Annotated in this window: 21 protein-coding genes and 1 pseudogene; 5 read left to right on the top strand and 17 right to left on the bottom strand. The window is 71.3% G+C overall.

Going from position 1 to position 23,983, the window contains the following annotated elements:
- Positions 1-60 precede the first annotated feature (60 nt).
- Positions 61-1,581 (bottom strand): hypothetical protein, encoded by a 1,521-nt coding sequence (locus tag ACKUU6_RS09215; RefSeq protein ID WP_407987999.1) that lies wholly within the window; start codon positions 1,579-1,581, stop codon positions 61-63.
- 156 nt (positions 1,582-1,737) lie between these two features.
- On the opposite strand from ACKUU6_RS09215, the gene ACKUU6_RS09210 reads away from it, so the two are divergent.
- Together ACKUU6_RS09210 and ACKUU6_RS09205 are read left to right on the top strand one after the other, a co-directional pair.
- Complete coding sequence (locus tag ACKUU6_RS09210) at positions 1,738-4,644, top strand: AfsR/SARP family transcriptional regulator (protein WP_407987997.1); 2,907 nt, start codon at positions 1,738-1,740, stop codon at positions 4,642-4,644.
- 154 nt (positions 4,645-4,798) lie between these two features.
- Positions 4,799-5,212 carry a RidA family protein gene (locus ACKUU6_RS09205; protein WP_407987996.1) on the top strand — a complete coding sequence of 138 codons (414 nt, stop codon included), beginning with the start codon at positions 4,799-4,801 and terminating at the stop codon, positions 5,210-5,212.
- On the opposite strand, the gene ACKUU6_RS09200 is transcribed toward ACKUU6_RS09205, so the two are convergent.
- Positions 5,200-5,604: a DUF3224 domain-containing protein gene (locus ACKUU6_RS09200; RefSeq protein ID WP_407987995.1), complete on the bottom strand. Its 405-nt coding sequence runs from the start codon at positions 5,602-5,604 to the stop codon at positions 5,200-5,202. The two genes, ACKUU6_RS09205 and ACKUU6_RS09200, sit on opposite strands and share 13 nt — an antisense overlap.
- 158 nt (positions 5,605-5,762) lie before the next feature.
- Between ACKUU6_RS09200 and ACKUU6_RS09195 the strand changes: the two genes are divergently transcribed.
- Positions 5,763-6,875 (top strand): hypothetical protein, encoded by a 1,113-nt coding sequence (locus ACKUU6_RS09195; RefSeq protein ID WP_407987994.1) that lies wholly within the window; start codon positions 5,763-5,765, stop codon positions 6,873-6,875.
- A gap of 73 nt (positions 6,876-6,948) precedes the next feature.
- Here ACKUU6_RS09195 and ACKUU6_RS09190 read toward each other — a convergent pair whose 3' ends face one another.
- The 9 genes and pseudogenes from ACKUU6_RS09190 to ACKUU6_RS09150 all read right to left on the bottom strand — a co-directional run bounded on the left by ACKUU6_RS09190 (position 6,949) and on the right by ACKUU6_RS09150 (position 13,381).
- On the bottom strand, positions 6,949-7,185 hold the full coding sequence (locus tag ACKUU6_RS09190) for a phospholipase domain-containing protein (protein WP_407987993.1): 237 nt from the start codon (positions 7,183-7,185) through the stop codon (positions 6,949-6,951).
- Between the two features lie 109 nt (positions 7,186-7,294).
- Positions 7,295-7,450 (bottom strand): annotated as a pseudogene (locus ACKUU6_RS09185) (hypothetical protein); the annotation flags it as partial.
- A 319-nt stretch (positions 7,451-7,769) separates the two neighbouring features.
- Positions 7,770-8,174, bottom strand: a complete 405-nt coding sequence (locus tag ACKUU6_RS09180) for an endonuclease/exonuclease/phosphatase family protein (protein ID WP_407987992.1) — start codon at positions 8,172-8,174, stop codon at positions 7,770-7,772.
- A gap of 144 nt (positions 8,175-8,318) precedes the next feature.
- Entirely contained in the window at positions 8,319-8,639 is a 321-nt protein-coding gene (locus ACKUU6_RS09175) for a DMT family transporter (RefSeq protein ID WP_407987991.1), read from the bottom strand.
- Complete coding sequence (locus ACKUU6_RS09170; protein ID WP_407987990.1) at positions 8,639-9,319, bottom strand: HAD family hydrolase; 681 nt, start codon at positions 9,317-9,319, stop codon at positions 8,639-8,641. The genes ACKUU6_RS09175 and ACKUU6_RS09170 overlap by 1 nt, the downstream gene beginning before the upstream one ends.
- A 21-nt stretch (positions 9,320-9,340) precedes the next feature.
- Positions 9,341-10,414 carry an ABC transporter ATP-binding protein gene (locus tag ACKUU6_RS09165; RefSeq protein ID WP_407987989.1) on the bottom strand — a complete coding sequence of 358 codons (1,074 nt, stop codon included), beginning with the start codon at positions 10,412-10,414 and terminating at the stop codon, positions 9,341-9,343.
- A 20-nt stretch (positions 10,415-10,434) separates the two neighbouring features.
- Positions 10,435-11,259, bottom strand: a complete 825-nt coding sequence (locus tag ACKUU6_RS09160) for an ABC transporter permease (RefSeq protein WP_407987988.1) — start codon at positions 11,257-11,259, stop codon at positions 10,435-10,437.
- Positions 11,247-12,200, bottom strand: coding sequence for an ABC transporter permease (locus ACKUU6_RS09155; RefSeq protein WP_407987987.1), 954 nt, complete (start codon positions 12,198-12,200; stop codon positions 11,247-11,249). The genes ACKUU6_RS09160 and ACKUU6_RS09155 overlap by 13 nt, the downstream gene beginning before the upstream one ends.
- An 8-nt stretch (positions 12,201-12,208) precedes the next feature.
- Complete coding sequence (locus ACKUU6_RS09150) at positions 12,209-13,381, bottom strand: ABC transporter substrate-binding protein (RefSeq protein ID WP_407987986.1); 1,173 nt, start codon at positions 13,379-13,381, stop codon at positions 12,209-12,211.
- Between the two features lie 261 nt (positions 13,382-13,642).
- On the opposite strand from ACKUU6_RS09150, the gene ACKUU6_RS09145 reads away from it, so the two are divergent.
- Positions 13,643-14,410 carry a GntR family transcriptional regulator gene (locus tag ACKUU6_RS09145; RefSeq protein WP_407987985.1) on the top strand — a complete coding sequence of 256 codons (768 nt, stop codon included), beginning with the start codon at positions 13,643-13,645 and terminating at the stop codon, positions 14,408-14,410.
- 31 nt (positions 14,411-14,441) lie between these two features.
- Here ACKUU6_RS09145 and ACKUU6_RS09140 read toward each other — a convergent pair whose 3' ends face one another.
- From ACKUU6_RS09140 to ACKUU6_RS09115, 6 genes are all read right to left on the bottom strand, one after another.
- Positions 14,442-16,001: a TauD/TfdA family dioxygenase gene (locus tag ACKUU6_RS09140; protein WP_407987984.1), complete on the bottom strand. Its 1,560-nt coding sequence runs from the start codon at positions 15,999-16,001 to the stop codon at positions 14,442-14,444.
- A 133-nt stretch (positions 16,002-16,134) separates the two neighbouring features.
- Positions 16,135-17,133 carry a zinc metalloprotease gene (locus tag ACKUU6_RS09135; protein ID WP_407987983.1) on the bottom strand — a complete coding sequence of 333 codons (999 nt, stop codon included), beginning with the start codon at positions 17,131-17,133 and terminating at the stop codon, positions 16,135-16,137.
- Positions 17,134-17,363: 230 nt separating this feature from the next.
- On the bottom strand, positions 17,364-18,410 hold the full coding sequence (locus tag ACKUU6_RS09130; RefSeq protein ID WP_407987982.1) for a LacI family DNA-binding transcriptional regulator: 1,047 nt from the start codon (positions 18,408-18,410) through the stop codon (positions 17,364-17,366).
- Between the two features lie 32 nt (positions 18,411-18,442).
- A complete protein-coding gene (locus ACKUU6_RS09125; RefSeq protein ID WP_407987981.1) occupies positions 18,443-19,279 on the bottom strand; it encodes a carbohydrate ABC transporter permease in 837 nt (278 codons plus the stop codon).
- Positions 19,279-20,193, bottom strand: coding sequence for a carbohydrate ABC transporter permease (locus tag ACKUU6_RS09120; RefSeq protein WP_407987980.1), 915 nt, complete (start codon positions 20,191-20,193; stop codon positions 19,279-19,281). Before ACKUU6_RS09120 ends, ACKUU6_RS09125 begins: the two co-directional genes overlap by 1 nt.
- Positions 20,194-20,265: 72 nt before the next feature.
- Positions 20,266-21,579 (bottom strand): ABC transporter substrate-binding protein, encoded by a 1,314-nt coding sequence (locus ACKUU6_RS09115; RefSeq protein ID WP_407987979.1) that lies wholly within the window; start codon positions 21,577-21,579, stop codon positions 20,266-20,268.
- Positions 21,580-21,793: 214 nt separating this feature from the next.
- Here ACKUU6_RS09115 and ACKUU6_RS09110 point away from each other — a divergent pair, with 214 nt between their 5' ends.
- Positions 21,794-23,809, top strand: coding sequence for a beta-galactosidase (locus ACKUU6_RS09110; protein WP_407987978.1), 2,016 nt, complete (start codon positions 21,794-21,796; stop codon positions 23,807-23,809).
- Positions 23,810-23,983 lie beyond the last annotated feature (174 nt).

Genomic DNA, 23,983 nt, shown 5'->3' with positions numbered 1-23,983 from the left:
TTTGCTCCTGTGCGGAGGGGTCGCCAGCCCGTCAGTGGGCGGACCGGCGGTGATGGCGGGTCAACGTGCGGCGACGACCATGTGGCTGGAGCCGTCGGGCATTCCGGTGATGGCGACCCGGACGCCGGGGAGGGCGGGCGCGAGGGCATAGCCCTGCACCGGTGCGAAGCCGGCCCAACTGCCGCTGGTGAAACGGACCTCGTGGTAGACGTTGCCGTCGTTGCCGACGGCGATGACCTGGGCGGTGCCGTCCGGCAGGCCGGTGATGCCGATGGAGCCGGCCCACATCATGGGTGCGCCGTCGTAGCCGTTGAGCGCCACGAAGCCGGTCCAGCTGCCGCTGTTCAGGCGGATCTGGTGGTAGATGTTGCCGTCGCTGCCGGTCACGACGGCTTGGGCGGTGCCGTCCGGCAGGCCCGCGATGCCGATTTTGCCGGCCTGCATGGCCCCTGCCCCGTTGAGGCCGGCGAGCGGGGCGAAGCCGGTCCAGGAGCCGTCGGTGAGGCGGCGCTCGTGGTAGACGTTGCCGTCGTTGCCGATCGCCAGGACCTGCGAAGTACCGTCCGGCAGGCCGGTTATGGCGACCTCGCGGGCCTGCATGGTCGGGGTGCCGACGCCGTTGAGGGGGGCGAAGCCGGTCCAGGAACCGCTGGTGAGGCGGGTCTGGTGGTAGATGTTGCCGTCGTTGCCGATCGCCAGGACCTGCGAAGTACCGTCCGGCATGGCGGCGATGGCGACCTTGCTCGCCTGCATGGTCGGGGTGCCGACGCCGTCGAGCGTGGCGAAACCGCTCCACTGGCCGTTGGCGCTTCGGATCTGGTGGTAGACGTTGCCGTCGTTGCCGATGCCCAGCACCTGGGCGCTGCCGTTCGGCATGCCCGCGATCGCGGTCTCCGGGCCGTTGAAGGTCGGCGCGCTGCCGATGCCGAGCAGCTGCAGATAGGGGGTCCAACTACCGTTCGCCAGGCGGATGTTGTGTACGAACTCGTTCGGGGCGAGGCTGGTGCTGAGCGATCCGGCCGCCCAGTTGGCCCGCACGGGCCGGAAGGTGCCGCGGTCCGGCAGGTACGGGTACGGGATGGCGTGGTGCTGGACGCCCGCGGGGGTGAACTCGTAGCCGAGGTACGAGGTTCGCGAGGAATCGGTCCAGCTGTCGAAGAGCACCACGTGTCCGGCCGAGCCGGGGGCGTCGTTCAGCAGGGCGTCGCCGGCTTGGAGCTGGTCCTTGGCGATGACCGTGGCGATGCCGTAGGGGATGAAGGTCGTGGTGTCGAGGGAGGTCTCCAGGTCCCAGGCCATCGAGGCGTAGCCGGAGGAGTCGGTCCGGTAGCGGCCGTAGAAGCCGGTCGAGGAGTAGAGCAGGCCCTTGCCGATCCAGCTCTCCGCGTGGGCGAGGATGTCGGCGCGGGCGACGATGGACTGGGGCAGGGGCATGCTGCCCCAGATCCCGACGCCGCCCTGGTCCCCGAAGGGGTCGAAGATCGGCGTCCGGGCGCGGGCGGGCGGTGCGGTGACCAGGGCCACGGTCAGGCCGGCAGCCAGCTGGAGGGCGCTACGACGGGTGGTGCGTGTGCTGAGCAAGGCTTCTCCCCGGGATGTACGACTGGGGTCGATCCGGGCTCCGGCGACCTCCGACGGGAAAAGGATGCGAGAGTCCGATAATCCGGCGATAACATCCACGTCGGTAGGGCGTTATCTGGTCCTGACCAGGACATATCAAGCTTGCGGGGGCTTCGAATGCGCTTCGGACTGCTCGGCAGTCTGCTCGCCCAGGACGCGGACCGGGAGTGCCCGGTTCGGGGGCCCAAGGCCCGTACCCTGCTGGCAGTCCTGCTCCTGAACGCCGGTCAGCCGGTCTCGCTGGACCGGCTGATCCTCGCCCTGTGGGCCGAGGGCGCGCCGAGCACCGCCGAGCAGTCGCTGCGCAATCTGGTCGCCAGGCTGCGCAAGGCCCTGGGCGACGAGGACGGCGACCGGCTGCGGGCCGTCCGCGCCGGATACCTGCTGCGGGTGGCCGACACCGAGTTGGACACCCGGCTGTTCGAGGAGGGCGTCCGGCGGGCCCGCGCCGCGCACACGGCCGGCGACTCGACCCGGGTGCTGACCGAGACCGCCGCCGCCCTCGACCTATGGCGCGGCATGCCACTGCTCGACCTGCCCGACCTGGCCGCCGAGTTCCTGCCGCAGTGCGAGCAGTGGCAGGAGGACCGGCTGCAGATGCTGGAGTGGCGCTTCGGAGCGGAACTCCAACTGGACCGCCCGCAAGCCGTGGTGGCCGAACTGACCGGCCTGACCGGCGAACACCCGCTGCGGGAGGCCTTCCACGGACAGCTGATGCTCGCCCTGCACCGAAGCGGCCAGCGGGCCCAGGCCCTGGCCGTCTACCAGCGGCTGCGCCGCACCCTGATCGACGAGCTGGGCATCGAACCAGGACCGTCCGCACGTGAGTTGCACCAGCTGATCCTGAGCGAGGAACAGCCGGCCGCCGAGCCGGGCCGACCCGCCCGCACGGCCCCCGACCAGCTCCCCTCCGACCCGCTGCACTTCGTCGGCCGTTCGGATTCCCTCGCCACCCTGGGCGACGCCCTGCTGCGCGACACCGGCAGGGCACGGTACGCGGTGGTCAGCGGCATGGCCGGGGTCGGCAAGTCGGCCCTCGCGGTGCGCTGCGCGCACACGATGGCCGACCACTTCCCCGACGGGCGGCTCTTTCTCAACCTGCGCGGCGCGACATCCGGTCTGACCCCGCTGACCACCCATCAGGCCGCCACTGCTCTGCTGCGCGGTCTGGGCGTCGAGCCCGGGACCGTACCCGAGGACCCGGAGGCCGCCGCCGCGCTGCTGCGCAGCACCCTCGCCCCAACCAGGACCCTGCTGGTGCTGGACGACGCCGCCGGGCTCGCACAGGTCCGTCCGCTGCTGCCGTCCGGTCCGGGCTGCGCGGTCCTGCTGACGAGCCGCTCGCCGATGCTCACGCTGGAGGGCGCGGCGCACCTCCGGCTGGCCACGCTGAGTGAGGCGGAGAGCGTGGCGCTGGTGGCCGTCGCCTCCGGGCGCACCTCCGCGAACCGTGAAGTGGTCACCCTCGAACAGGGCGACCTGACTCGCCTGGTCGAGCTCTGCGGCCGACTCCCGCTCGCCCTGCGTATCGTCGCCGCCCGGCTCGCCGCCCGCGACGCGCTGCCCGTGCGTAGCCTGGTCGCCCAGCTGTCCGCCCACGAGGACCGGCTCGACCAGCTGGAGCTGGACGACCTGAGCATCCGTCAGTCCCTCGGGCTCGCCGTCAGCGCGCTGCGCGGCTCCGAGCGGCGGCTCGACCGGCGCGCGGCCGACACCCTGCTGGCCGTGGGCGCGCTGAACCTGCCCGAGTACTCGGCCGCCCAGCTGGCCGGGACCCTGGGCACCAGCCGGGTCCAGGCGGCCGCCGCCCTCGACCGGCTGGTGGACGTCGCCCTGCTGGACGAGATCCGCCTCGACCGTTTCGTGCCGCACGACCTGGTCCGCGACTTCGCCCGGGAGCTGGCCGAGGAGAGCGGGCGTCGCTCCGAGCTGACCTCCGCCGCGCTGCACTGGTACGTCACCGCAGCCGGCAGGTCGGCCCTCGCCCTCGCCCCGGAGCTGCACCGCCACCGGCAACTACCCGGCGGGAACGGTGCGGAGGAGGTGGCGGACGAGGACGCGGCGCTGCTGTGGGGCGACGCCGAGTGCGTCAACCTGCTCGCGCTGGTCGAGCAGGCGGACCGCGAGGAACGGGACGCCGCCGGGCTGCTCTCCCTCGTCCAGGCGCTACTGCCCTACCTCCGGGCCCGCGGCCGGACCGCCGAACTGTCCCAACTCAACCGCACGGCGCTCTCCGTGGCCCGCCGGGAAGGCAACCTCCTCGCCCAGGCCCACGCGCTCGGCGACCTGGCCGGGTCCCACTTCGACGCCGGACGGTTCGCCGACGCGCTCGCCCTCATCGAAGAGGCCCTGCCACTGTGGCGGCAGCTCGACGACGTGGGCCGCGAACAGCTCTACCTGAACAACCGGGGCATGCTGCTCCAGGCCCTTGGTCGCGACCGGGAGGCGGTGACGGCACTGGAGGAGGCCCTCGCCCTGGCGGTGGCCCGCGGCGACGCCCACAACGAGGCACTCGCCCTGAGCGGCCTCGGAAATGTCGCGGAGAAGTCCGACCCCCGCCTCGCGATCCTCCACCACACCCGCAGCATCGAAGCCGGCAAACGGTCCGGTACCCCCGGAGTGCAGATGGCCGGCCTGTGCAACATCGGCTGCGCCCACCTTCGACTCGACGAGCCGACCGAAGCACTCCGGTACTTCCGCGAGGCCCTCGACCAGCCGGCCGGAGCGGCCCACTGGACCACCGAGCGGCAGTGCCGCCTCGGCCTGATCGATGCCCTCCACCGCCTCCGGCGTCTCGACGAGGCCACCACCGCCTGCCACGAGCTCCTCGACCGCACCAGCACCCTCCAAGACCCCTACGGCGAAGGCCGCGCCCGCCACGCCCTCGGCCTGATCCTCCGCGACCAGGCCGAGCCGGCCCACGCACTCGGCCAGTGGCGCGCCGCCCTGGAACTGCTCACGACACTCGACGCCCAAGAGGTCGCCGAACTCCAGGATCTGATCGCCTCGGCCGCGGCGGCCTGACGTCTGCCGGCGCCGCCGCGTGATCCCCTGGGACGCCGGCTCCGAGGGCGGACAGCAGGCGGAGCGCGGCGAGTCCCGGAATTCGCTACCGGAAGACCAGGGCACGAAGCGAAGATGACGGCGTATCAGCCGCCACCCCGGAAGGAACCGCACAATGTCCCAGCTCACCCGTATCGCAGACCCCGCCGGTGTCGCCCCCAGTACGCGCTACAGCCACGTGGTGTCCGGCGTCGGGCGACAGGTGTTCGTCGCCGGGCAGGTGGCGTTCGACGAGCAGGGGAAGCTGGTGGGGGAGGGGGATGCGTTGGCGCAGGCGCGGCAGGTGTTCGCGAACATCGGCAGCTGCCTGGCCGCCGCCGGGGCGGGGTTCGAGCACCTGGCCAAGCTGACGATCTTCGTCACCGATATCGGGTACCTGCCGGCGGTCCGGACGGCGTGGGACGAGGTCCTGGACGCCGCGCACGCCCCGGCCAGCTCGGCCGTCCAGGTCGCCGGGCTGTTCCTGCCGGGGCTGCTGCTGGAGATCGAGGCGTACGCGGTGGTCCCGGAGGCGGGTCAGAGCTCGTAGTCGAACCAGATCCGGTGGGTGCCGTCGGCGTCCACCTGGAGGCCGCCCGCGCCAGTGATGCCCGCGAGCTCGCCGGTGCCGCTGGACGGCACGATCAGGAAGAACCGGTCGGTCGGATCACCGCCCGCGGTGGTCATCGAGTGGACGAAGTTGAACGCGCCGGAGCGGCCGTTCAGCGCGCCCTCGAAGGACTCCATCGCCAGGTAGGTGCCGACCCCGGCCGCCTGGTCGTACACACCGGTGAACACGGTGGCCGAACGGCCCTCCGCCTCACCCTCGAACTGCTTTTCCATGACCGCGACGCCGACCGGCAGCGCGGTCTCCACGACCGGATCGATCGTCAGCTCGGCCGGAACGAAGCTCTTGACGGTGAAGGTGCCGGAAGCTCTCATGCCGCGACAGTACTTGCGCCCTCCGACATCCCCTGTGGTTCGGTCCGGCCTCAGCGTGCCGTGGGTTCGGACTGTCACTCCGGGCCCTGAAAATGCGGGCGGCACGCCGCGGGTCGACCGGCCCGCGGCAGGACGAGCAAGAGGCGTTGGGAATCGTCATGAGTGTGATCGGTTGGATTTTCGGCCACGTGTTCGCCTGGTGGATGGCGTACGGCACGGTCGTCGTCAGCGCCCTGATCCTGGCCGAACTGCGGTTCTGCAGGCAGTACGGGCGACGACAGCTCCCGTTCCTGCGGAGAGTGGGTCTGCGCTCGAAGTCGGCCCGGGCTGCGGCCAGGTCGGCTGCCGACCTGCGGAGGGAGCTGAGGGCGAGGGGGCTGACGGCCCCTCACCACCTGCTCCGGGACACGGTGGCCTGGACGGTGGTGAGACGTCGGCAACACATGGAGCAGGGCTGGACCGTCCTGCTCGCCGTTCCGCCGGCCATGCTCAGCCTGATCGCGCTCGAGAGGTTGGGCCTTGGCTGGCTCGTCGTGACCGGTGTGTTCCTGCCGCTCTTCTCACTGTTGGGACTCTGCCTCCTGCTGCTGGCACTGGACACACGAGCGGTGGAGCGAGGGCAGAGCGACGAGCGGCTTCGGTCCGCGATCGTGTGTGTGCTGAGGTCGAGCGTCGAGCGGTTCGGGTCCAGGGACAGGCGCAGTCAGTTCCGGCTGACCGAGGCACTGCGGGCGCTGGATGCGGCCCTGGCCGACCACGCCCGGAGCGGAGTCTCGCTGTTCCCCGGCGACCAGCGGGCGCTGCTCGGGCAGGCGGCCGGGATGAGTCATGAGCTGCATCGCCGCTTCCGGGTCACAGCTCAACGGCCGGAGGCGCTGCGTGACTTGGCGGAGGCTGCCACGAGGCTCCTGGAGGCGGTCCAGGCGCAGCGGTACCTCGACCTGGTGAGCGAGGAGGAGGGCCGGGCCCATGAGCCCGACGTCGTGGTGGACGTGGAGGCCGGGCGGAGAACGGTTGCCACCGGTGCGGCGTTCGTCCTCGCGGTAGCTGCGGTGTTCCTCGCACAGTGGTTGGGAGTCAGCGGCGAAGGAATGGCGCTCATCGCTCCTACGGTGATCGCTGTCACGCAGATCCCCCACCTCCTGCTGCTCAGGGCCGAAGGACGGGCGGCGGGCCGAGCGGTCGGCGTCCAGCAGCCCGAGGTTCCCGGCCAGCGCACCGGCGACGAACCTGACCGGCCGGAGCTGTCGGCTCGGCGGAGGCCCAGGTGACCTCCGCGTCCAGCAGCCCGGCCGTCCTGTCCATCCGTCGAGGGCAGGTCGGCCGGGCATCCGGGTTGCGGTGTCAGTGCAGGGTGCCTGCGTAGCGCTGGGTGAAGCGGGTGCCGGTGGCGGCGGTCACGGTGACGTCGTAACGGCCTTGGTCCAGCAGCCAGTTCAGAGTGCGGGTGGGATTCGGCGGGAGCCGGACGGACTGGGCGGGGGTGCCGAAGTCGTTCGGGGTGGCGGCGAAGTAGGCGGGGGTCGCTCCGGCGTTGGTCAGGGTAAGGGTGAGTGCGGAGCCGGCCACAGCTGCGGTCACCACCGGGACGGCCACGTCGTCCTGGCTGGTCGGGACGACCGAGCCGGCGAAGCGGGCGGACGAAGCCGTCCGGGCCGTGCACGGTGAAGTCGTAGCGGCCGTCGGTGGCGGCGGTGTCCCAGACGTAGGTCGCCGAGGCGCCGGGGCCGACGGTGTACGGGGTTCCCGCGAAGGTGTACGCGATGTTCGGGTAGACCATGTACGGGAAGGCCACCGCGACGGAGTTGACCAGCGTGCAGGTGACCCGGCCGGTGGTCCGGTCCACCGTGGCGTCGGCCCACGGCCGGTACGGCAGACGGCGGTGCGGGCGGCTGCCGGGCTCCTGGACGGTCTTCGACTGCGCACCCACGGCTGGGAGTTGGACGGCCGGGAGCTTGGCGGCGGCGTCCGCCTTGGCCACTAGTGCGGCGGTGTCCGGCAGGGTGGGCAGCGAGAGGTCGGGGGCGGTGAAGTCGAAGCAGCTGGTCAGGTCACCGCTGACGGCCCGGCGCCAGGCGGAGATGTTCGGCTCGACCCCGGACGGACGCGGTCTCGGCCGCCGTCACCTGGGTGGCGCTCTGGCCGTCCTGGATCGCGTACGGGCCCTACCCGGTCTCGTCCAGGTGCGTGCCCCAGCAGCGGACCGAACGGCCGCCCGGCAGCTGGACGGTGACGCCGACGGCGGGCAGCGCCGGGGTGGTGGCGGCGGTCAGCGGGTACCGGCTGAGGATGCCCATGCTGCCGGCCGTCTGCTGGGTGTACCAGCCGAGCGCGGTGGCCAGGGTCTGCGCGGCGGTGCCCGCGGTCTCCTGGAGGGCCACCACGTCCAGGCCCTGGGTGAGCACCACCCGGAGCTGCTTCTCCACCGGGCCGGTGAAGGCGGCGCCCGCGTTGGCGAGGTTCCAGGTCGCGACCTTCAACCGCAGCGGTGCGCCGGCGGCCTGCACCGGTACCAGCAGGGTGAGGCTGTCGGTGTTCCCGGCGGTGTCCCTGGCCTTGACGGTGAGCACCGCCGGATCGGCCGGGGCGGTGCCGGGGCGGTGCCGGTGACCGCCCCGGCCGAGCTGACGGTCAGCCAGGAGACCCCGTCGGTCCGGCGGAAGGTGACCGCGCCCGCCGCCCGCATCCGCAGGCCGCCGAGCCTGACCGCGAACTCAGTGACTGCTCCGGAGGTTGAGCACCACCACTCCGACGATCACCAGCGCGATGCCGATCCACTGCGCCTTGCCGAGCTGTTCGCCGAAGGCCACCACGCCGATCGCCGCGACGGCGGCGGTGCCCGCGCCGGACCAGACCGCGTACGCCACCGAGACCGGGATGTGTTTCAGCGCCCGGCCGAGCAGCACGAAGGAGAGCGCGTAGCCGAGGCCCACCCCGATGCTCGGCCACAACCGGCTGAAGCCCTCGGTGAGTTTGAGGCAGCTGGTGGCACAGACCTCACTGGCGATGGCCAGCGCCAGCAGCAGGTACGGCATCAGCGCGGCCCGGTGAGGCCGGCCAGCAGGGCCAGGTCGGCCTGCTCCAGGCTCTCCAGTAGGGTGATCCGCTCGGCGGCGGCGATCGGCACGGCCGACGGTACGGCCAGCACCGCGCAGCCCGCCGCGTGTGCGGAAGCGACCCCGGTCGGGGTGTCCTCGACGGCGACGCAGTCCGCCGGGTCCAGGCCGAGCCGGGCGGCGGCGGCCAGGTACGGGTCGGGTTCGGGCTTGGTGTGCGGGGTGTCCTCGGCGGCCAGCGTGACGGCGAACCAGTCCCGCCCCAGCGTGCCGAGCACCAGGTCGACCACCCGGCGGGGCGAGGCGGAGACCAGCGCGGTCGGCACGGCGGCGTCCCGCAGTGCGGTCAGCAGGGCCAAGGCGCCGGGGCGGGGGACCACCTCGGCGGCCACCTTCTCGGTGAACGAGTCGTTCAGCCGCACCGCGAGTTCGAGCTCGCTGAGCGTGGTGCGGCTGGTGCGGTGCAGGTGCGCCGCGGTGTGCTCGACCGCCTGCCCGAGCACCTCGGGCAGGTCGGCGTCGGTCAGTACGAGGTCGAGCTCGGCCGCGCACTCGACGGCGGCGTCCCACCAGAGTTGCTCGGTGTCGACCAGGGTGCCGTCCATGTCGAACAGGACGGCGGCGGGCCTGCGGGGAGCAGGGAGGGGCGCAGCAGGCATGGCGGTACCTTCGGTGGTGGATCAGGCGGTGCGGCGGTCGACCAGCACCGGGCGGTCGGGCAGGGTCAGTTCGGCGCTGCTGCCGATCGGCAGTGCGGCGGCGGCCTCGGTCGGCAGGTCGGCCTTCACCTCGGTGCCGTCGGCCAACCGTACGGTGAGCCGGGTGACGCTGCCGAGGAACGAGGCGGACACCACCAGCGCAGGACCGGTCGCCGAGACGGTCAGGCCGACGTTCTCCGGCCGTACCAGCACGTCGAGTTCACCGTCGTACGGCAGGGTGCCGTCCACCGCGAAGGGGCGGCCGAGCAGCACCACGGAGTCGCCGGAGCGGACGCACGGGATCCGGCTCATGGTGCCGACGAACTCCGCGACGAACGCGGTGGCCGGTCGGGCGTACAGCTCGGACGGGGTGGCGCACTGCTCCAGCCGCCCGGCGCGCAGCACGGCGACCCGGTCGGCCATCGACAGCGCCTCCTCCTGATCGTGCGTCACGAACAGCGTCGTGATGCCCAACTCCTGTTGTAGGCGCCGGATCTCGTCCCGCAGGTTCAGCCGGACCTTGGCGTCCAGCGCGGACAGCGGCTCGTCCAGCAGCAGGACGCGCGGCTGCAGGGCCAGCGCGCGGGCCAGCGCGATCCGCTGCTGCTGGCCGCCGGAGAGCTGGTGCGGGTAGCGGTCGGCGTGCTGCGGCAGGCCGACCAGCTCCAGCAACTCGTGGGCGCGCTTGCGCCGTTCGGCCTTGCCGGTGCCGCGCATCCGCAGGCCGAAGGCGACGTTGTCGGCCGCGCTCAGGTGCGGGAAGAGGCTGTAGGACTGGAACACCATGCCGGCGTCCCTGCGGTGCGCGGGCACCCCGGTGATGTCCTCGCCGTCCACCAGCACCTGGCCCGAGTCGTGCGACTCGAAGCCGGCCAGGATCCGCAGCGCGGTCGTCTTGCCGCAGCCGGACGGGCCGAGCAGGGCCAGCAGCTCGCCCGGGTTGATCGTCAGGTCCAGGCCGTCCAGCGCGGTGGTGGCCCCGAAGGCCCGGCGCAGCGACCGGAACTCGACGGTGGCGCCGACGGCCGTCTTCTTGTCGACAGTGGTGGTGCTCATGGGGGTCGTCTCCGCAGAGGTCAGTGGGTGGTGGTCTTCCGGCGCCGCTCACGGCCGGCCGTGGACAGCAGGAGCAGCAGTACCCAGGTGATCAGCAGGCTCAGCACGGAGACCGCGACCGACATCTGGCCCTGGCTGTTGCCGATGTTGTAGATCCAGACCGCGAAGGGCTGGTAGCCCAGGATCGAGGAGGCGGTGAACTCGCCCAGCACCAGCGCCAGGGTCAGGAAGGAGGCGTTCAGCAGGGCGCCGCGCAGGTTCGGCAGCACCACGGTGAGCACCGCGCGCGGCCAGCCCGCCCCGCAGTTGCGGGCGGCCTCGACCAGGGTGCGGACGTCGACCGCGCGCAGCCCGGCGTCCAACGCCCGGTAGGCCAGCGGCAGCGACATCAGCACGTACGCGATCACCAGCACCAGCGGGAACTTCGGGTCCTGGAGGAACACCACGGTCTGGAAGAACGGGGTGTCCATCAGGTAGTCAGGGCCCCAGCGCAGCACCCCGATCAGCCCGGCGGTCAGCGCCACCGGCGGGACCACCAGCGGGAGCGTGCAGACCACTTCGAGCACCGCGCGCAGCCAGGGCGAGCCGAGCCGGGCCGCGATCAGCGCGGGCACCAGCAGGAGCAGCAGCACCACGACCGTCACGGCGGCCAGCTCCAGCGTGAGCAGCAGGCTGTCGGTGAAGCCGGGAGCGGTCAACAGGCCGGTGTAGGCGTCGAAGTCGATACCGGAGGGGGTGTCGATCGAGAACCAGACCGAGGCGCCCATCGGCACCAGGAAGTACACCCCGGCCAGCAGCAGGACGAGGCCGCGCCACAGACGCAGACGGGAGATCAGCTGAGCCATCGGGCGCTCCGGCGCTGGAGGGGGAGGTAGACGGCCATCACCAGGACGGCGACCAGGATCATGTCCAGGCTGAGTGCGAGCGCCAGGTTGCCCTGCCCGACCAGCACGTTGCCGGAGAGCGCGTCCGCGATCGACCGGCTGATCAGCGGCACGGTGGCGCCGACCATCGCGGCCGCCGTGGCGTACGCGGCGAAGGCGCTGCCGAACAGCAGCACGAACCCGCCGAGCAGCGAGGGGAACAGGATCGGCAGCGCCACGTACCGCCAGTACTGGAAGCCGGTGGCCCGGTTGTTCTGCGCGGCCTCGCGCCACTGCACCCGCAGCCCGTCCAGGGCCGGGGTGACGGTGAGTACCATCAGCGGCACCAGGAAGTACAGGTACACCACGGTCAGGCCGGTGAACGAGTAGAGCGACCAGCCGTGCTCGGTCAGGCCGAACAGCTGGGTGATCTCACCGGCGTTGCCGAGGGTGGCGACGAAGGCGAAGGCCAGCGGCAGGCCGCCGAAATTGGCCAGCACGCCGGAGGCGGTGAGCACCGCCTCGCGCAGCGCGCGGAACCGGGAGGTGACCACCGCCTGGGCGACCGGCAGGCCGATCACGGTGGCGAGCAGCGCGGTCAGCGCGGAGAGCTTGACGCTGCTCCACAGCGCGGTCCGGTACGCCCCCTGCACCGAGTCGGTGAGGTTGGCGGTGGTGAACTGCCCGGCGCCGGACTCGGCGTCGCCGGAGGTGGTGAACGCGCCGATCAGGATCGCGACGGCCGGCAGGCCGAAGCCGACCAGGAAGAACAGCAGCAGCGGGACGGTGGCCAGCCACGATCCGCCGAGGCGGCGCAGCGACCGGACACCCCGGCGGGGGAAAGGAGTTGCGGTACGGAGCCCCGCGCCGCCACTGGGGTCAGTGGCGGCGGGGGTCGGCACCGGGGCGGGAGCCGTGGTCATGTCGGTGATCAGCCCGCGATCGCCTTGGTCCAGTTCTCGGTCACGACCTTCTTCGCGGCCGTGACCTGCTCCGGCGTCGGGAAGACGGTGAACGGCTTCTCGATCGTCGGCAGCTTCGCCGCGGCGGCGGTGTCCAGCGTGCCGTCCTTCTTCATCGCGTCGAACAGCGACGGGTTGGCGTAGCCGCCCAGGAAGAGGTTCTGGCCCTCGGTGCTGAACAGGTACTCCTGCCACAGGCGGGCGGCCGCCGGGTGCGGGGCGAACTTGTTGATGCCCTGGTTGTAGTACTGGGCGTAGCTGCCGTCCACCGGGATCGAGACCTGCCAGTCGATGCCCTTCGGCTTGAACTGGTCGGTGTAACCGGCGTTCAGGTAGGACCAGTCGATCGAGATCGGGGTCTCACCCTTCTCGATGGTGGCCGGGGTGGACTCGACCGGGTTGAAGTTGCCGGCCTGCTTCAGCTTGCCGAAGAAGTCGATGCCGGGCTGGATGTTGTCCAGCGAACCGCCGTTGGCCAGCGCGGCCGCCATGACGCCGCCGAAGGCCGAACCGGACTTGGTCGGGTTGCCGTTGAGCGCGACCTTGCCCTTGTACTCCGGCTTCAGCAGGTCGGCGAAGGTCTTCGGGCAGGCCGTGATCTTCTTGGCGTCGCAGCCGATCGAGATGTAGCCGCCGTAGTCGTTCACCCGGGCGCCGCTCGGGTCCTTCATGGTGTCGGCGACCTTGGCGAAGTTGGCCACCTTGTACGGGGCCAGCAGGCCGTCCTTGACCGCCTGGATGGCGAACGCGCTGCCCAGGTCGACCACGTCGGGGGCGCGGTCCTGGCCCTTGCGGGAGGTGATCGCGTTGATCTCGTCCTGGCTGGAGCCGTCCGGGTTCTCCTCCTCGACCTCGACGCCGTACTTGGCCTTGAAGCCGTCGATGATCTTGCCGTAGTTCGCCCAGTCCCGGGGCAGCGTGATGACGTGCAGCTTGCCCTCCTTCTTGGCGGCGGCGACCAGGGCGTCCATACCGCCGAGGTCGGCGGCGGAGGTGGCGTCCTTGGCCTCCTTGGCGCCCGCCTTCGCGGCGGTGTCACCGGACTTGGCGGTCGAGCCGGCCGAGCCGCAGGCCGACAGGGAGAGCGCGGCGGCGGTCAGCACGGCCGCGAGGGCGGCGGCACGGGAACGGTGCGTGATCACGGGTGGATCTCCTGAGGAAGGGGAGTTCGCGAGGGGAGGGGGCCAGCTGACGCTGTGCCAAGTTGGCCAGCCAACTTGGCTGCCGGGGTAAGTACGCCGGAGTCCGGTGACGGGAAGGTGAACGGATGGCCCAGTACAGGGGGCGGCTGCGGGAACGGTGGCGTCCGGCCTCTGTGGGGTGATCGGCAGCGGCTACAGTCGGTGGCGTCCGTACACCATCTGGGTGCGCAGGACACCGCGCAGGGAAGGACTTTGAAACACGTGGCACTCGACCAGGACCGCCCCGCCGGCTCGCTCTACCGCAAGGTGGCCGCGGACCTGCGGGAAGCCATCACCTCCGGCTCGTACGGCGACGCGGGCCGGCTGCCCGCCGAGGGCGCCCTGGCCGAGCAGTACGGCGTCTCCCGGGGCACCGTCCGGCAGGCCCTCGCCGTGCTGCGCGCCGACGGCCTGGTCACCTCCCGCCGCGGCACCCGCCGGGTGGTGCTCGGCACCGCCCGGGTGCAGAGCTTCTCCGAACTGCTCTCCTTCACCCACTGGGCCCGCTCGATGGGCGAGGAGCCCGGCGGCCGCCTGGAGTCCCTGGTCCGCCGCCCCGCCGACGCCGCCGAACGCGAGCAGCTCCGCCTGGAGTCCGGTACGGAGGTCTACGTGACGCTCCGGCTGCGCACCCTCTCCGGCACCCCCGTGATGGTCGAACGGACCGTCTACCCGCCGCTGGTCGGCGAGTTGGTCGCCCAGCTCCCCCCGGACGTGGTTTCCCACACCGAGCCGCTGCGCGAACACGGCATCCTCTTCACCGACGCCGACCACACCATCGACGTGGTCGCCGCCAACGCCGACGACGCCCGCCTCCTGACCTGCCGCCGCGGCAGCCCCCTGCTCCGCGAGAAGCGCCGCACCACCGATCCCACCGGCACCCCCGTCGAGTGGTCCCAGGACCGCTACCTCCCCGGAACGGTGGCCTTCAGCATCCACAACTCCCTTGCCTCCTCAGCCCTTTCACGCCACGCCCGCGAGAGCGACTAGGCGGCCGGCTCCAGCCTGAGCGACGGGCTGTTCAGCGGCCGATCAGGCGGCCCAGCAGCGGTCGGAAGTGCTCGAACCCCGGCGTGACCGCGTCGGCGTCCTTCGCCCGGTCGTCCCAGCGCCGGACGGCGACGGCGTCGGCCGCCCCCGCCAGCGCGGCGAAACCCGCTGCCTCCTGGTCCGTCATCGGGCCGCCCTGCACCTGGAGCGTGAACTCCGAGGCCTCGGAGAGCAGCGCCCGGTACTCGGGCTCGACGGTGCACAGGTACCGCTTGGCCGCGACGTGCAGCCGGATCGGTTCGGTCACCTCGGGGCCGAACCACTGTGCCAGCCGGTCCGCGCCGGTGTGGCTGTGCCGGTTGTCCCGGCCCGCCATCAACTCCAGACCCGCCCCGCCGAAGTGGCCGACGTCGTGCAGCAGGGCGGCGGCCACCAGGTGGTCGGGTGCGCCGGCCGCTTCGGCCAGCGCACCGCACTGGAGCATGTGTTCGGCCATCGTGACGGCCTCGCCGAGGTACTCCCCGGCGCCCTCACCGGCGAACAGCCCGGCCAGCGTGTCGAGTGCGGCGACCCGCCGCTCCAGCACCGCGAGGGTGGACGCCAGCGAGTCCAGGTCGGCGTAGCAGCCCTGAAGGTGACGGACGCCGTCCTGCTCGAAGGCGGTCCTGGAGTGCAGCAGGCGGGTGTTGTCGAAGATCAGGCAGTCGCCGGGCCCGAGCCGGAACTCCAGCCGCAGTTCCGGTCGCAGGGTGATCTCCGCGAACCGCCGGTACGCCCGGTAGAACGCCTCGACGTCTCCGCCCCGCAGCGTGCCGGTCGAGCGGTTGTTGAACCGCACCTCGCGGATCCGCCCGAGCGCGTCCACCTCGATCAGCGGCCGGTCGGCCCGCAGTTCGGTGTCCCGGTCGCGGAACACGAACGGAACCGGCGTGCCGGTGAGCACCGCGAAGTCCACCGGGTGCTCGGCTCGCAGCAGCGCCGCCGCCCGGAAGCCGTCCACCAGACCGGAGTCGCCGCCCTCGGCCTCGTTGCGCAGGCAATGCAGGAGTTGCAGGGTCGGCACCGGGTCGCGGTAGGGGTTGTCCGTGTGCGGGGCGATCGCCACGTTGGTGAAGGCCAGGTTGTTGGGGTCCGCCTCGACCCGGACGTCGAACAGCTCGCCGTAGTTGGTCTCGCGGACGTACCCGAAGGTCCCGGCCACCGCCAGCACCTGCCGTTCGACGGTCGGCACCGACCGCAGCAGCGCGAAGCCGAACCGTCGTACCGCATCCAGCACGGCCACCGGCTCGGCCAGGTACGCGGACCAGTCGGCCTCCGGCAGCCCGTCCGCGAAGTCCGCCGCGACCCAGAGCTGCTTGCCCTGCTCCGTCCGCCCGTCACCGTCGGACCCACCCGTCAGGAAGGTGGCCGGATACCGCGAGGCGTGCCCGTCCGACCACTCCACCACCAGCATGCCGTCACACTCCGAAGAGTGATTTATCGTCAGATCGGCAGACAGGTCGGTGATCTGGAACAGCTTCTGCCCGGTGCGCGGATCGCGGCAGTCGGCGCAGGGGCAGTTGTCGCGCAGCCAGTACGGCGAGAGAGTCATCGGACGTCCTCCAGGGGCATAAGTTGTACAGACAACTCTGGCCGCCCAAGGTGGCTCGCAGAAGACTTCGGCGCGAACAACGGCCGACGGGCGCCCCTCCGGCAGGAGGAGCGCCCGTCGGCCGGCCGCAGGATCAGGCGCGGTACGAGGCCCAGGAGTTGGTCATCCGGGCGACCTGGCCCGGGGTGAACTGGGTCATGCAGGAGTCGTAGGTGTAGTCCATGAAGTTCTTGATCGGGTCCAGGCCCGGCTTGGTGGTGCAGGAGTCGCGGCCGGTCGGGCACTCGAAGGCCGCGGTCTTCTCGGCCGGGGTGTCGCTGACGTAGTCGCCGTTGCCGTTACAGCCGCCCTGGAAGGTGTGGTACAGCCCCATCCAGTGGCCGATCTCGTGGGTGGCGGTGTCGCCCTCGTTGTAGTTGGTCGCCGAGCCGCCGGGCAGCGAGGAGTCCAGGATGACCACGCCGTCGTCCGAGGGGTTGGAGGCGTAGGAGCTCGGGAAGGTGGCCCAGCCCAGCAGGTCCTGGCCGAGCTTGGCGGTGTAGACGTTGAGCGTGTTGGCGCCGCCCTTGCGCAGGGTGCTCTTCATGCTCTTCTCGGCGGTGGAGCCGGGCGTGATGCCGTTGTACCAGGTCGAGTTGTCGGTGTAGTCGGTGCCGGCCAGCGAGAACGAGAAGGAGGTCGCGGTGTTGCCGGTGCCCTGGCCGCCGTAGGCCGCGTTCAGCACCGCTATCTGCTTGCTGATGTCGGTCGAGGTGAGCTTGCCGGTGGTGCCGCTGTGCACCACGTGGAAGTAGACCGGGATGGTGGTGGCCGCCAGCGCGCTGCCCGCGAGCAGCTGCCGGCCCTCGGCCGACTTGCGCAGCTGGCCGACCTTCGCGGTCAGGTCGAAGTCCATCGCCCTGGCCTGGGCGTCGGTCAGCGCGTTCGGCTCGGCGGTGTGACCGCCCTTGACCTGACGGGCGGAGGCGTTCGCCCCGGCCTGGTCGTCGGCACACGCGGTGGCGCCCGACGCCCCGAGCGCGTCGATCGAGGACGGCACGGCGAACTGACCTGCGGTCAGCATCCCGGCGAGGGCGGCGACACTCAGCAGCCGGCTGGAGGCGTGGGCGAGGGAACGGGCAGGACGACGCATCTGCTCTCCTGGTGAACCGTGGGGGTGTGGCGGTGAGGGGCCGCCGACCAGAGAGGCTACGCAGCGCCGACGTGCACGCGTCATACCTGAACCGGCCGTAAAATATCCCGTCCCGCCGCCCTCGCCCCGCAGATCCTCCCTGCTGGATCCCCTGTCGCCCCCGGTTGTTACTGCCGCGTAACACGGCACGCTGTCCGAAAACCGTCCCCGGACGTCGGGGACCGGCCGGATCAGGTGGAGTCGCGGACCACCAGTTCGGTCGGCAGGATCACCGTGGACGGGTCGTCGCCGGCGATCTGGGCCAGCAGGAGGCGGACCATCTCCTCGCTGATCCGGTCCCACGGCTGCCTTATCGTCGTGAGCGGTGGCCGGGCGGCGAGGGCGGCGGGGGAGTCGTCGAAGCCGCCGACGGCCACGTCGCCCGGGACGGTGCGGCCGGCCCGGGAGAGGGCCGTGAGGGCGCCCTCGGCCATCAGGTCGGAGGCGACGAACAGCGCGTCCAGATCGGGGGCCCGGCCCAGCAGGCGGTCGGTGGCGGTCTGGCCGCTGAGCCGGCTGTAGTCGCCCTCGGCGACCAGGCGCTCGTCGTACGGGAGGCCGTACTCGGCCAGCACCTCGCGGTAGCCGGCCAGCCGCTCGACGCCGCCGGGGGTGTCCTGCGGGCCGGTCACGGTGGCCACCCGGCGGCGGCCGGAGTCCAGCAGGTGCCTGACCATCTCCTTGGCGCCCTCCCGGTCGTCGGCCGCGACGTACGCGAGCCGGCCGCGGTGGCCGAGCGGCTTGCCGCAGGAGACCACCGGCAGTTCGGCCTGCCGGAGTTCGGCCAGGATCGGATTGCCCGCGTGCGAGGAGACCAGCAGCACGCCGTCGGCGTGACCGGCCGCCAGGTAGCGGGTGACCCGGCGGCGTTCGGCCTCGCTGCCCGCCGTCATCAGGATCAGCGGGATGTCGTGGTCGGCCAGTGCGGCGGTGCAACCCCGCAGCAGGGTAACGAAGTTGGGGTCCTCGAAGAAGCGCTCCTGCGGCTCGGTGAGCAGGAAGGCGACCGATCCCGAGCGCTGGGTGACCAGGCTGCGGGCGGCCCGGTTGACCACGTAACCGAGCTTCCTTATCGCCGCGTTCACGGCTTCCAGGGCAGCCGGGCTGACGTTGTGTCCGCCCTGGAGGACGCGGGAGACGGTGCCCCGCGAGACGCCCGCCTCGGCGGCGACGTCGTGGATGGTCGGCGGGCGCCGGGTACGGCCGGTGGGCCGGGAGCGGGGCGCTGGCTCCGTCATGTGATTCCTCGGTGGGTGGTGCCGGCGGACAGTCAGGACTTTACGGCGCCGGAGAGCAGATCGATGCGCCAGTAACGCTGGAGTCCCAGGAAGAGCACGATCAGCGGGACGATCGAGAGCAGCGCCCCGGTGATCACCAGGGTGTACAGCGCGGGGGCGTTGGCGCCCTGCTGGAGCAGCGAGTAGAGACCCACGGTGACCGGGAACTTCGAGTCGTCGCCGAGCATGATGTACGGCAGCAGGAAGTTGTTCCAGATCGCCACGAACTGGAACAGGAAGACGGTGACCAGACCGGGCACCATCATCGGCAGCGCCACGCTGCGGAACAGCCGGAACTCCCTGGCACCGTCCACCCGGGCCGCCTCCACCACCTCGTCCGGTATCGCCGCGGCCGCGTAGATCCGGGCCAGGTAGATGCCGTACGGGCTGAGGATGCTGGGCAGCAGCACCGACCAGTAGCTGTCGGCCAGTCCGGCCTGGGCCATCAGCAGGTACTGCGGGATGGCGAGCGTGATCGGCGGCATCAGCACGCCGGCCAGCAGGATGCTGAACAGCGCGTTCCGGCCCCGGAAGCGGTACTTGGCCAGCGCGTAGCCGGTGACCCCGGAGAGCGCGGCGGAGAGCAGCGCGCCGAAGCCCGCGTACAGCGCGGAGTTGAGCATCCAGCGCCAGTAGACGCCGTCCCGGTAGGAGGACAGCTCGGAGAGGTTGTCCAGGAAGCCGGAGCCCGGGGCGAAGGTGAAGGTGGTGAACAGCTCCTGGCCGCTCTTGGTGGAGGCCATCACCACCCAGACGATCGGCACCAGGCAGTAGACCGCGCCCAGCAGCAGGATCAGGGTGGGTGTCCACCGGGTCGACTTGGTACGCATCAGCTGCCCCCGTCGGTGCGCTTGTTGACCAGCTTGAGGAAGCCGAAGGAGAGGATCAGGGTGGCGACCGCGATGACCACCGAGGTGGCGGCTGCGGAGTGGATGTCGCCCTGGACGAACGCGTCCCGGTAGACCTTCATCAGCGGGCTCCAGGTGGAGCTGAGCGCGTTGGTCATCGGCTTGAGCGTCATCGGCTCGCTGAACACCTGAAGGGTGGCGATCATCGAGAAGAAGAAGGTCAGCACCAGCGAGGGCAGCACCATCGGGATCTTGATCCGCAGGGCGATCTTCAGCTCCGAGCAGCCGTCCAGCCGGGCCGCCTCGTACAGCTCCACCGGGATGGACCGGAGCGAGGTGTAGATGACGATCATGTTGAAGCCGGTGCCGCCCCAGACCGCGATGTTGGCCAGCGCCACGTAGAGGCCGTTGCCGGAGAGCAGGTCGGGTCCCGCCATCCCCGCCTTGGTGAGCAGGAAGTAGCCGGGGCTGACGGTCGGCAGGTAGAGGAAGCCCCAGAGCAGCGAGGCCACGATGCCGGGCACCGCGTACGGCAGGAAGATCGCCAGTCGGGAGAACGCGCCGAACCGGATCGCCGGGGTGTCGAGCAGCAGCGCGAAGAACAGCGCGGCGCCGAGCATCGCGGGCACCAGCAGCGCGCCGTAGACCAGGGTCCGGCCCGCGCCGCCGAGCAGTTCGGGATCGCTCAGCGCGGAGGTGTAGTTGCCGAGCCCGGCCCATACCTCGGTCCGGGCGCCGGAGCCGAGGCCGAGACCCTTGACCCGCACCGCGCGGAAGCTCAGGTAGACCGCGTAGCCGATCGGCAGGGCGAAGAACAGCGAGAACAGCAGGGTGGCGGGGGCCAGGAAGGCGTACGGGGCGAGTCGCCTGGTCGGCCTGGGCTGCGGGGGCGCCATGGCGGTCCTTGGGTTCGGGGGGACGCCCGGGGCTGACCTGCTGTCAGCCCCGGGCCTGGGTCAACGGCCTGATCAGCCTTCGGTCTTGAAGCCGTTCTTCTTCAGGTCCGCGACCGTGGCCTGCTGCATCGCGGTCAGCGCGGCGGCGAAGTCGCCCTTGTCCTGGGCGGCCTTGCCGAAGGCGTCCTTGAAGGTGGAGTAGGCGACGTTGACGTTCGGGCCCCAGGCGGCGGCCGCAGTGCCCTTGGCGATCTCGGCGGCCTTCGGGTAGAAGTCGGCCTGGTTGGCGAAGAACTCCGGCGCGACGGCCAGCGCCGAACCGGTCTGCGCGGACGTGGCGGCCGGGTAGATGCCCGCCTCCTTGACCAGTGCGGTGACGGCGGTCGGGTCGGTGTTCAGCCAGGTGGCGAACGCCGCGGCGGCGTCGGCGTGGCCGGCCTTCTTCGCGCCGGTGGTGACACCGGTGGTGGAGCCGCCCCAGCTGCCGGTGACGGCCTCGCCGGCGTTCCACTGCGGCAGCGGGGCCATCGCCCACTTGCCCTTGGTGTCGGGAGCGGAGCTGGTGAAGACGCCGGGCGCCCAGACCGCGCTGACCCAGGCGATCTGGGTGCCGTCGTTCAGCGCCTTGCTCCAGGCCGGGGTGTACATCGGCTGGTTGTCGATGGCACCCTCCTTGACCAGGCCGCCCCAGAAGTCGGCGACCTTTTTGGTGGCGGCGTCGTCGATGCCGACCTTCCAGGTCTCGCCGGAGGCGGTCCACCACTTGGCCCCGGCCTGCTGGGCCAGTCCGGCGAACAGTCCGGAGTCGTTGGCGGAGAAGGTGGTGAGCGCCTTGCCCGGGTCCTTCTGCTTCAACTGGCGCGCCGCGTCGGCGAACTCGGTCCAGGTGGTGGGCACCTTCAGGCCGTACTGCTGGAACAGGTCGGTGCGGTAGTAGAGCGCCAGCGGGGCGGTGTCCTGCGGGATGGCGTACACCGCGTCGGTGCCGAGCGAGACCTGCTGCCAGACACCGGCCGCGAACTGGCTTTTCGCCGCGCCCGCCTGCTTGGAGATGTCGGCCAGCACGTCGTTGGAGACCAGCGTGGGCAGCGCCTGGAACTCGGCCTGCACCAGGTCGGGGGCGTTGCCGGCCTTGGCGGCGGTGATGGTCTTGGTGACCAGGTCGTCGCCGCTGGCCTGCTTCTGCACGCTCACCTGGATGTCGGGGTGGCCCTGGTTCCAGAGCGCCACGACCTTGTCCATGTTCGGAGTCCAGGACCAGAAGGTCAGGTTCACCGGACCGCCGGCCGCCTTCGGCCCGTCGGAGCCGGCGGAGCTGGAGCAGGCGGAGAGCGCGAGCACGCCGGTGAGGGCGACGGCGGCCGTGGCGAGGACACGACGGTTCATGGGGATTCTCCCGAGGATCACTGCTGAGGCAGGGGGGAACTGCTTGGTGGGGGCGTCAGTCGGGCGGCGGGGAGACCGCGATCATCGACTGTGCACGTTCACAGTACGGAAATCATCCGGACACTTGTCAATGGTTGGGATCGTACGGTTATCTAGGCGAGACACACCGACCCGCAGCTGTGCACGTTCACAGAACTTCCCGATGGAGCCTCCCATGGAACATTCGCTGACCTGGCCCGTCGGGTTGGACGCGCTCGCCTTCGGCGGGGACTACAACCCGGAGCAGTGGCCCGAGGAGGTCTGGCAGCAGGACGTCGGGCTGATGCGGGAGGCCGGGGTCACCATGGTCAGCGTCGGGATCTTCTCCTGGGCCCTGCTGGAGACCGAGCGCGGCTGCTACGAGTTCGGCTGGCTGGACCGGCTGCTCGACCTGCTGCACGAGAACGGCATCCGGGTCGACCTCGGCACCCCCACTGTGGTCCCGCCCGCCTGGTTCTACCGCGAACACCCGGAGGCCCTGCCGGTCAGCAAGGACGGCCTGCGCTACGAGTTCGGCGGCCGTGGTGCGATCTGCCACAGCTCGCCCGCCTACCAGGAGGCCGCCGCGAGCATCACCGAGCAGCTCGGCCTGCGCTACGGCGGCCACCCGGCGGTCGCGCTCTGGCACGTGCACAACGAGTACGGCGTGCCGGTCAGCCACTGCTACTGCGAGACCTCGGCCGACCACTTCCGGCGCTGGCTCGCCGACCGGTACCAGACCCTGTCCGAGCTCAACTCGGCATGGGGTACCACCTTCTGGGGCCAGCGGTACAACCGCTGGGACGACATCAGGCCGCCCAGGACCACCCCGACGGCGGGCAACCCGGCCCAGCAGCTGGACTGGGCCAGGTTCACCAACGACGCCGTCCTGGCCAACTTCAAGCGCGAACGGGACCTGTTGCACCGCCTCTCGCCCGGCATCCCGGTCACCACCAACTTCATGACCGCGCTGTCGCAGTGCGAGTCGATGGACTACTGGGCCTGGGGCCGCGAGGTGGACCTGGTCTCGAACGACCACTATCTGGTCGCGGAGGCCGAGCGGAACCACGTCAACCTGGCGATGTCGGCCGACCTCACCCGCTCGGTGGCCGGCGGCAAGCCCTGGCTGCTCCTTGAGCACTCCACCGGCGCGGTCAACTGGCAGCCCCGCAACCTGGTCAAGCAGCCCGGCGAGCTGGCCCGCAACAGCCTGGCGCACGTCGCCCGAGGCTCCGACGGCGCCATGTTCTTCCAGTGGCGGGCCTCCCGCTTCGGCGCCGAGAAGTTCCACTCCGCGATGCTGCCGCACGCCGGGACGGACAGCCGGATCTGGCGCGAGGTGGTCGCCCTCGGCGCCGACCTGGGCTCGCTCGGCGCGGTCCGGGGCAGCCGGGTGAAGGCCGACGCGGCGATCCTCTGGGACTGGCAGTCCTGGTGGGCGCAGAAGCTGGAGTGGCGGCCGAGCGAGGACCTGGACGCCCGCGAGCGGGCCGACGCCTGGTACGCCGCCGCCTACGACCGGCACCTGACGGTCGACTTCGCGCACCCCGAGGCCGACCTCAGCGGCTACCCGCTGGTGCTGGTCCCGGCGCTGTACCTGATGACCGAGGCCGCCTCGCTCAACCTCCAGGAGTACGTGGCCCAGGGCGGCACGCTGGCGGTCTCGTACTTCTCCGGCATCGTGGACGAGCACGACACCGTCCAGCCGGGGCCGCACCCGGGCGCGCTGCGCGACGTACTCGGCCTCACGGTCGAGGAGTTCGCGCCGCTGCGGGCCGGGGAGACGGTCCGACTGGACGGCGGCGGCTCGGAGTTGACCGGTGACGTGTGGTCCGAGTTCGTCGTCCCGCGCGGCGCCGAACCGGTCTGGACGTACGCCGACGGCCCCGCCGCCGGGCACCCCGCCGTCACCCGGCACGCGCTCGGGGACGGCACCGCCTGGTACGTCTCCAGCCGGCTGCACGGCGCCGACCTGGACACCGTACTGGCCCGGGCCTGCGCCGACGCGGGCCTGGCCGAGCGTGAACTCCCACGCGACGTCGAGCTGGTGGAGCGGGTCGGCGAGCGAGGGCGGTACCTGTTCGCGATCAACCACGGCTCCGTCGGGGTGCAGATCCCGCTGCCGGGGGCGGGTGTCGAACTGATCACCGGTCAGCCGGTCGCGGACCGGCTCGACCTGCCCGCCAACTCCACTCGCGTGGTCAGCATCTGACCCCTGCCCAGACCACCTGCCGGAGCCGCTGAGGGTCGGCTCCGGCAGGTTCCCGCCGATCCGGCTCCCCCGGGCCGGCGCAGGTGGGGCGCCCCGCATCCCCCAGGCGTGGCGTCCCACCGTCGCACCCTCGTGGCAGTACCTCCCCCACCCCACCTCCATCGCCAAGGATGA

The organism is Kitasatospora sp. CMC57 (assembly GCF_045866025.2).
Taxonomy (GTDB): domain Bacteria; phylum Actinomycetota; class Actinomycetes; order Streptomycetales; family Streptomycetaceae; genus Kitasatospora.
The sequence above is the reverse complement of the archived record's forward strand: the minus strand, read 5'-3'. Positions and strand labels throughout refer to the sequence as shown.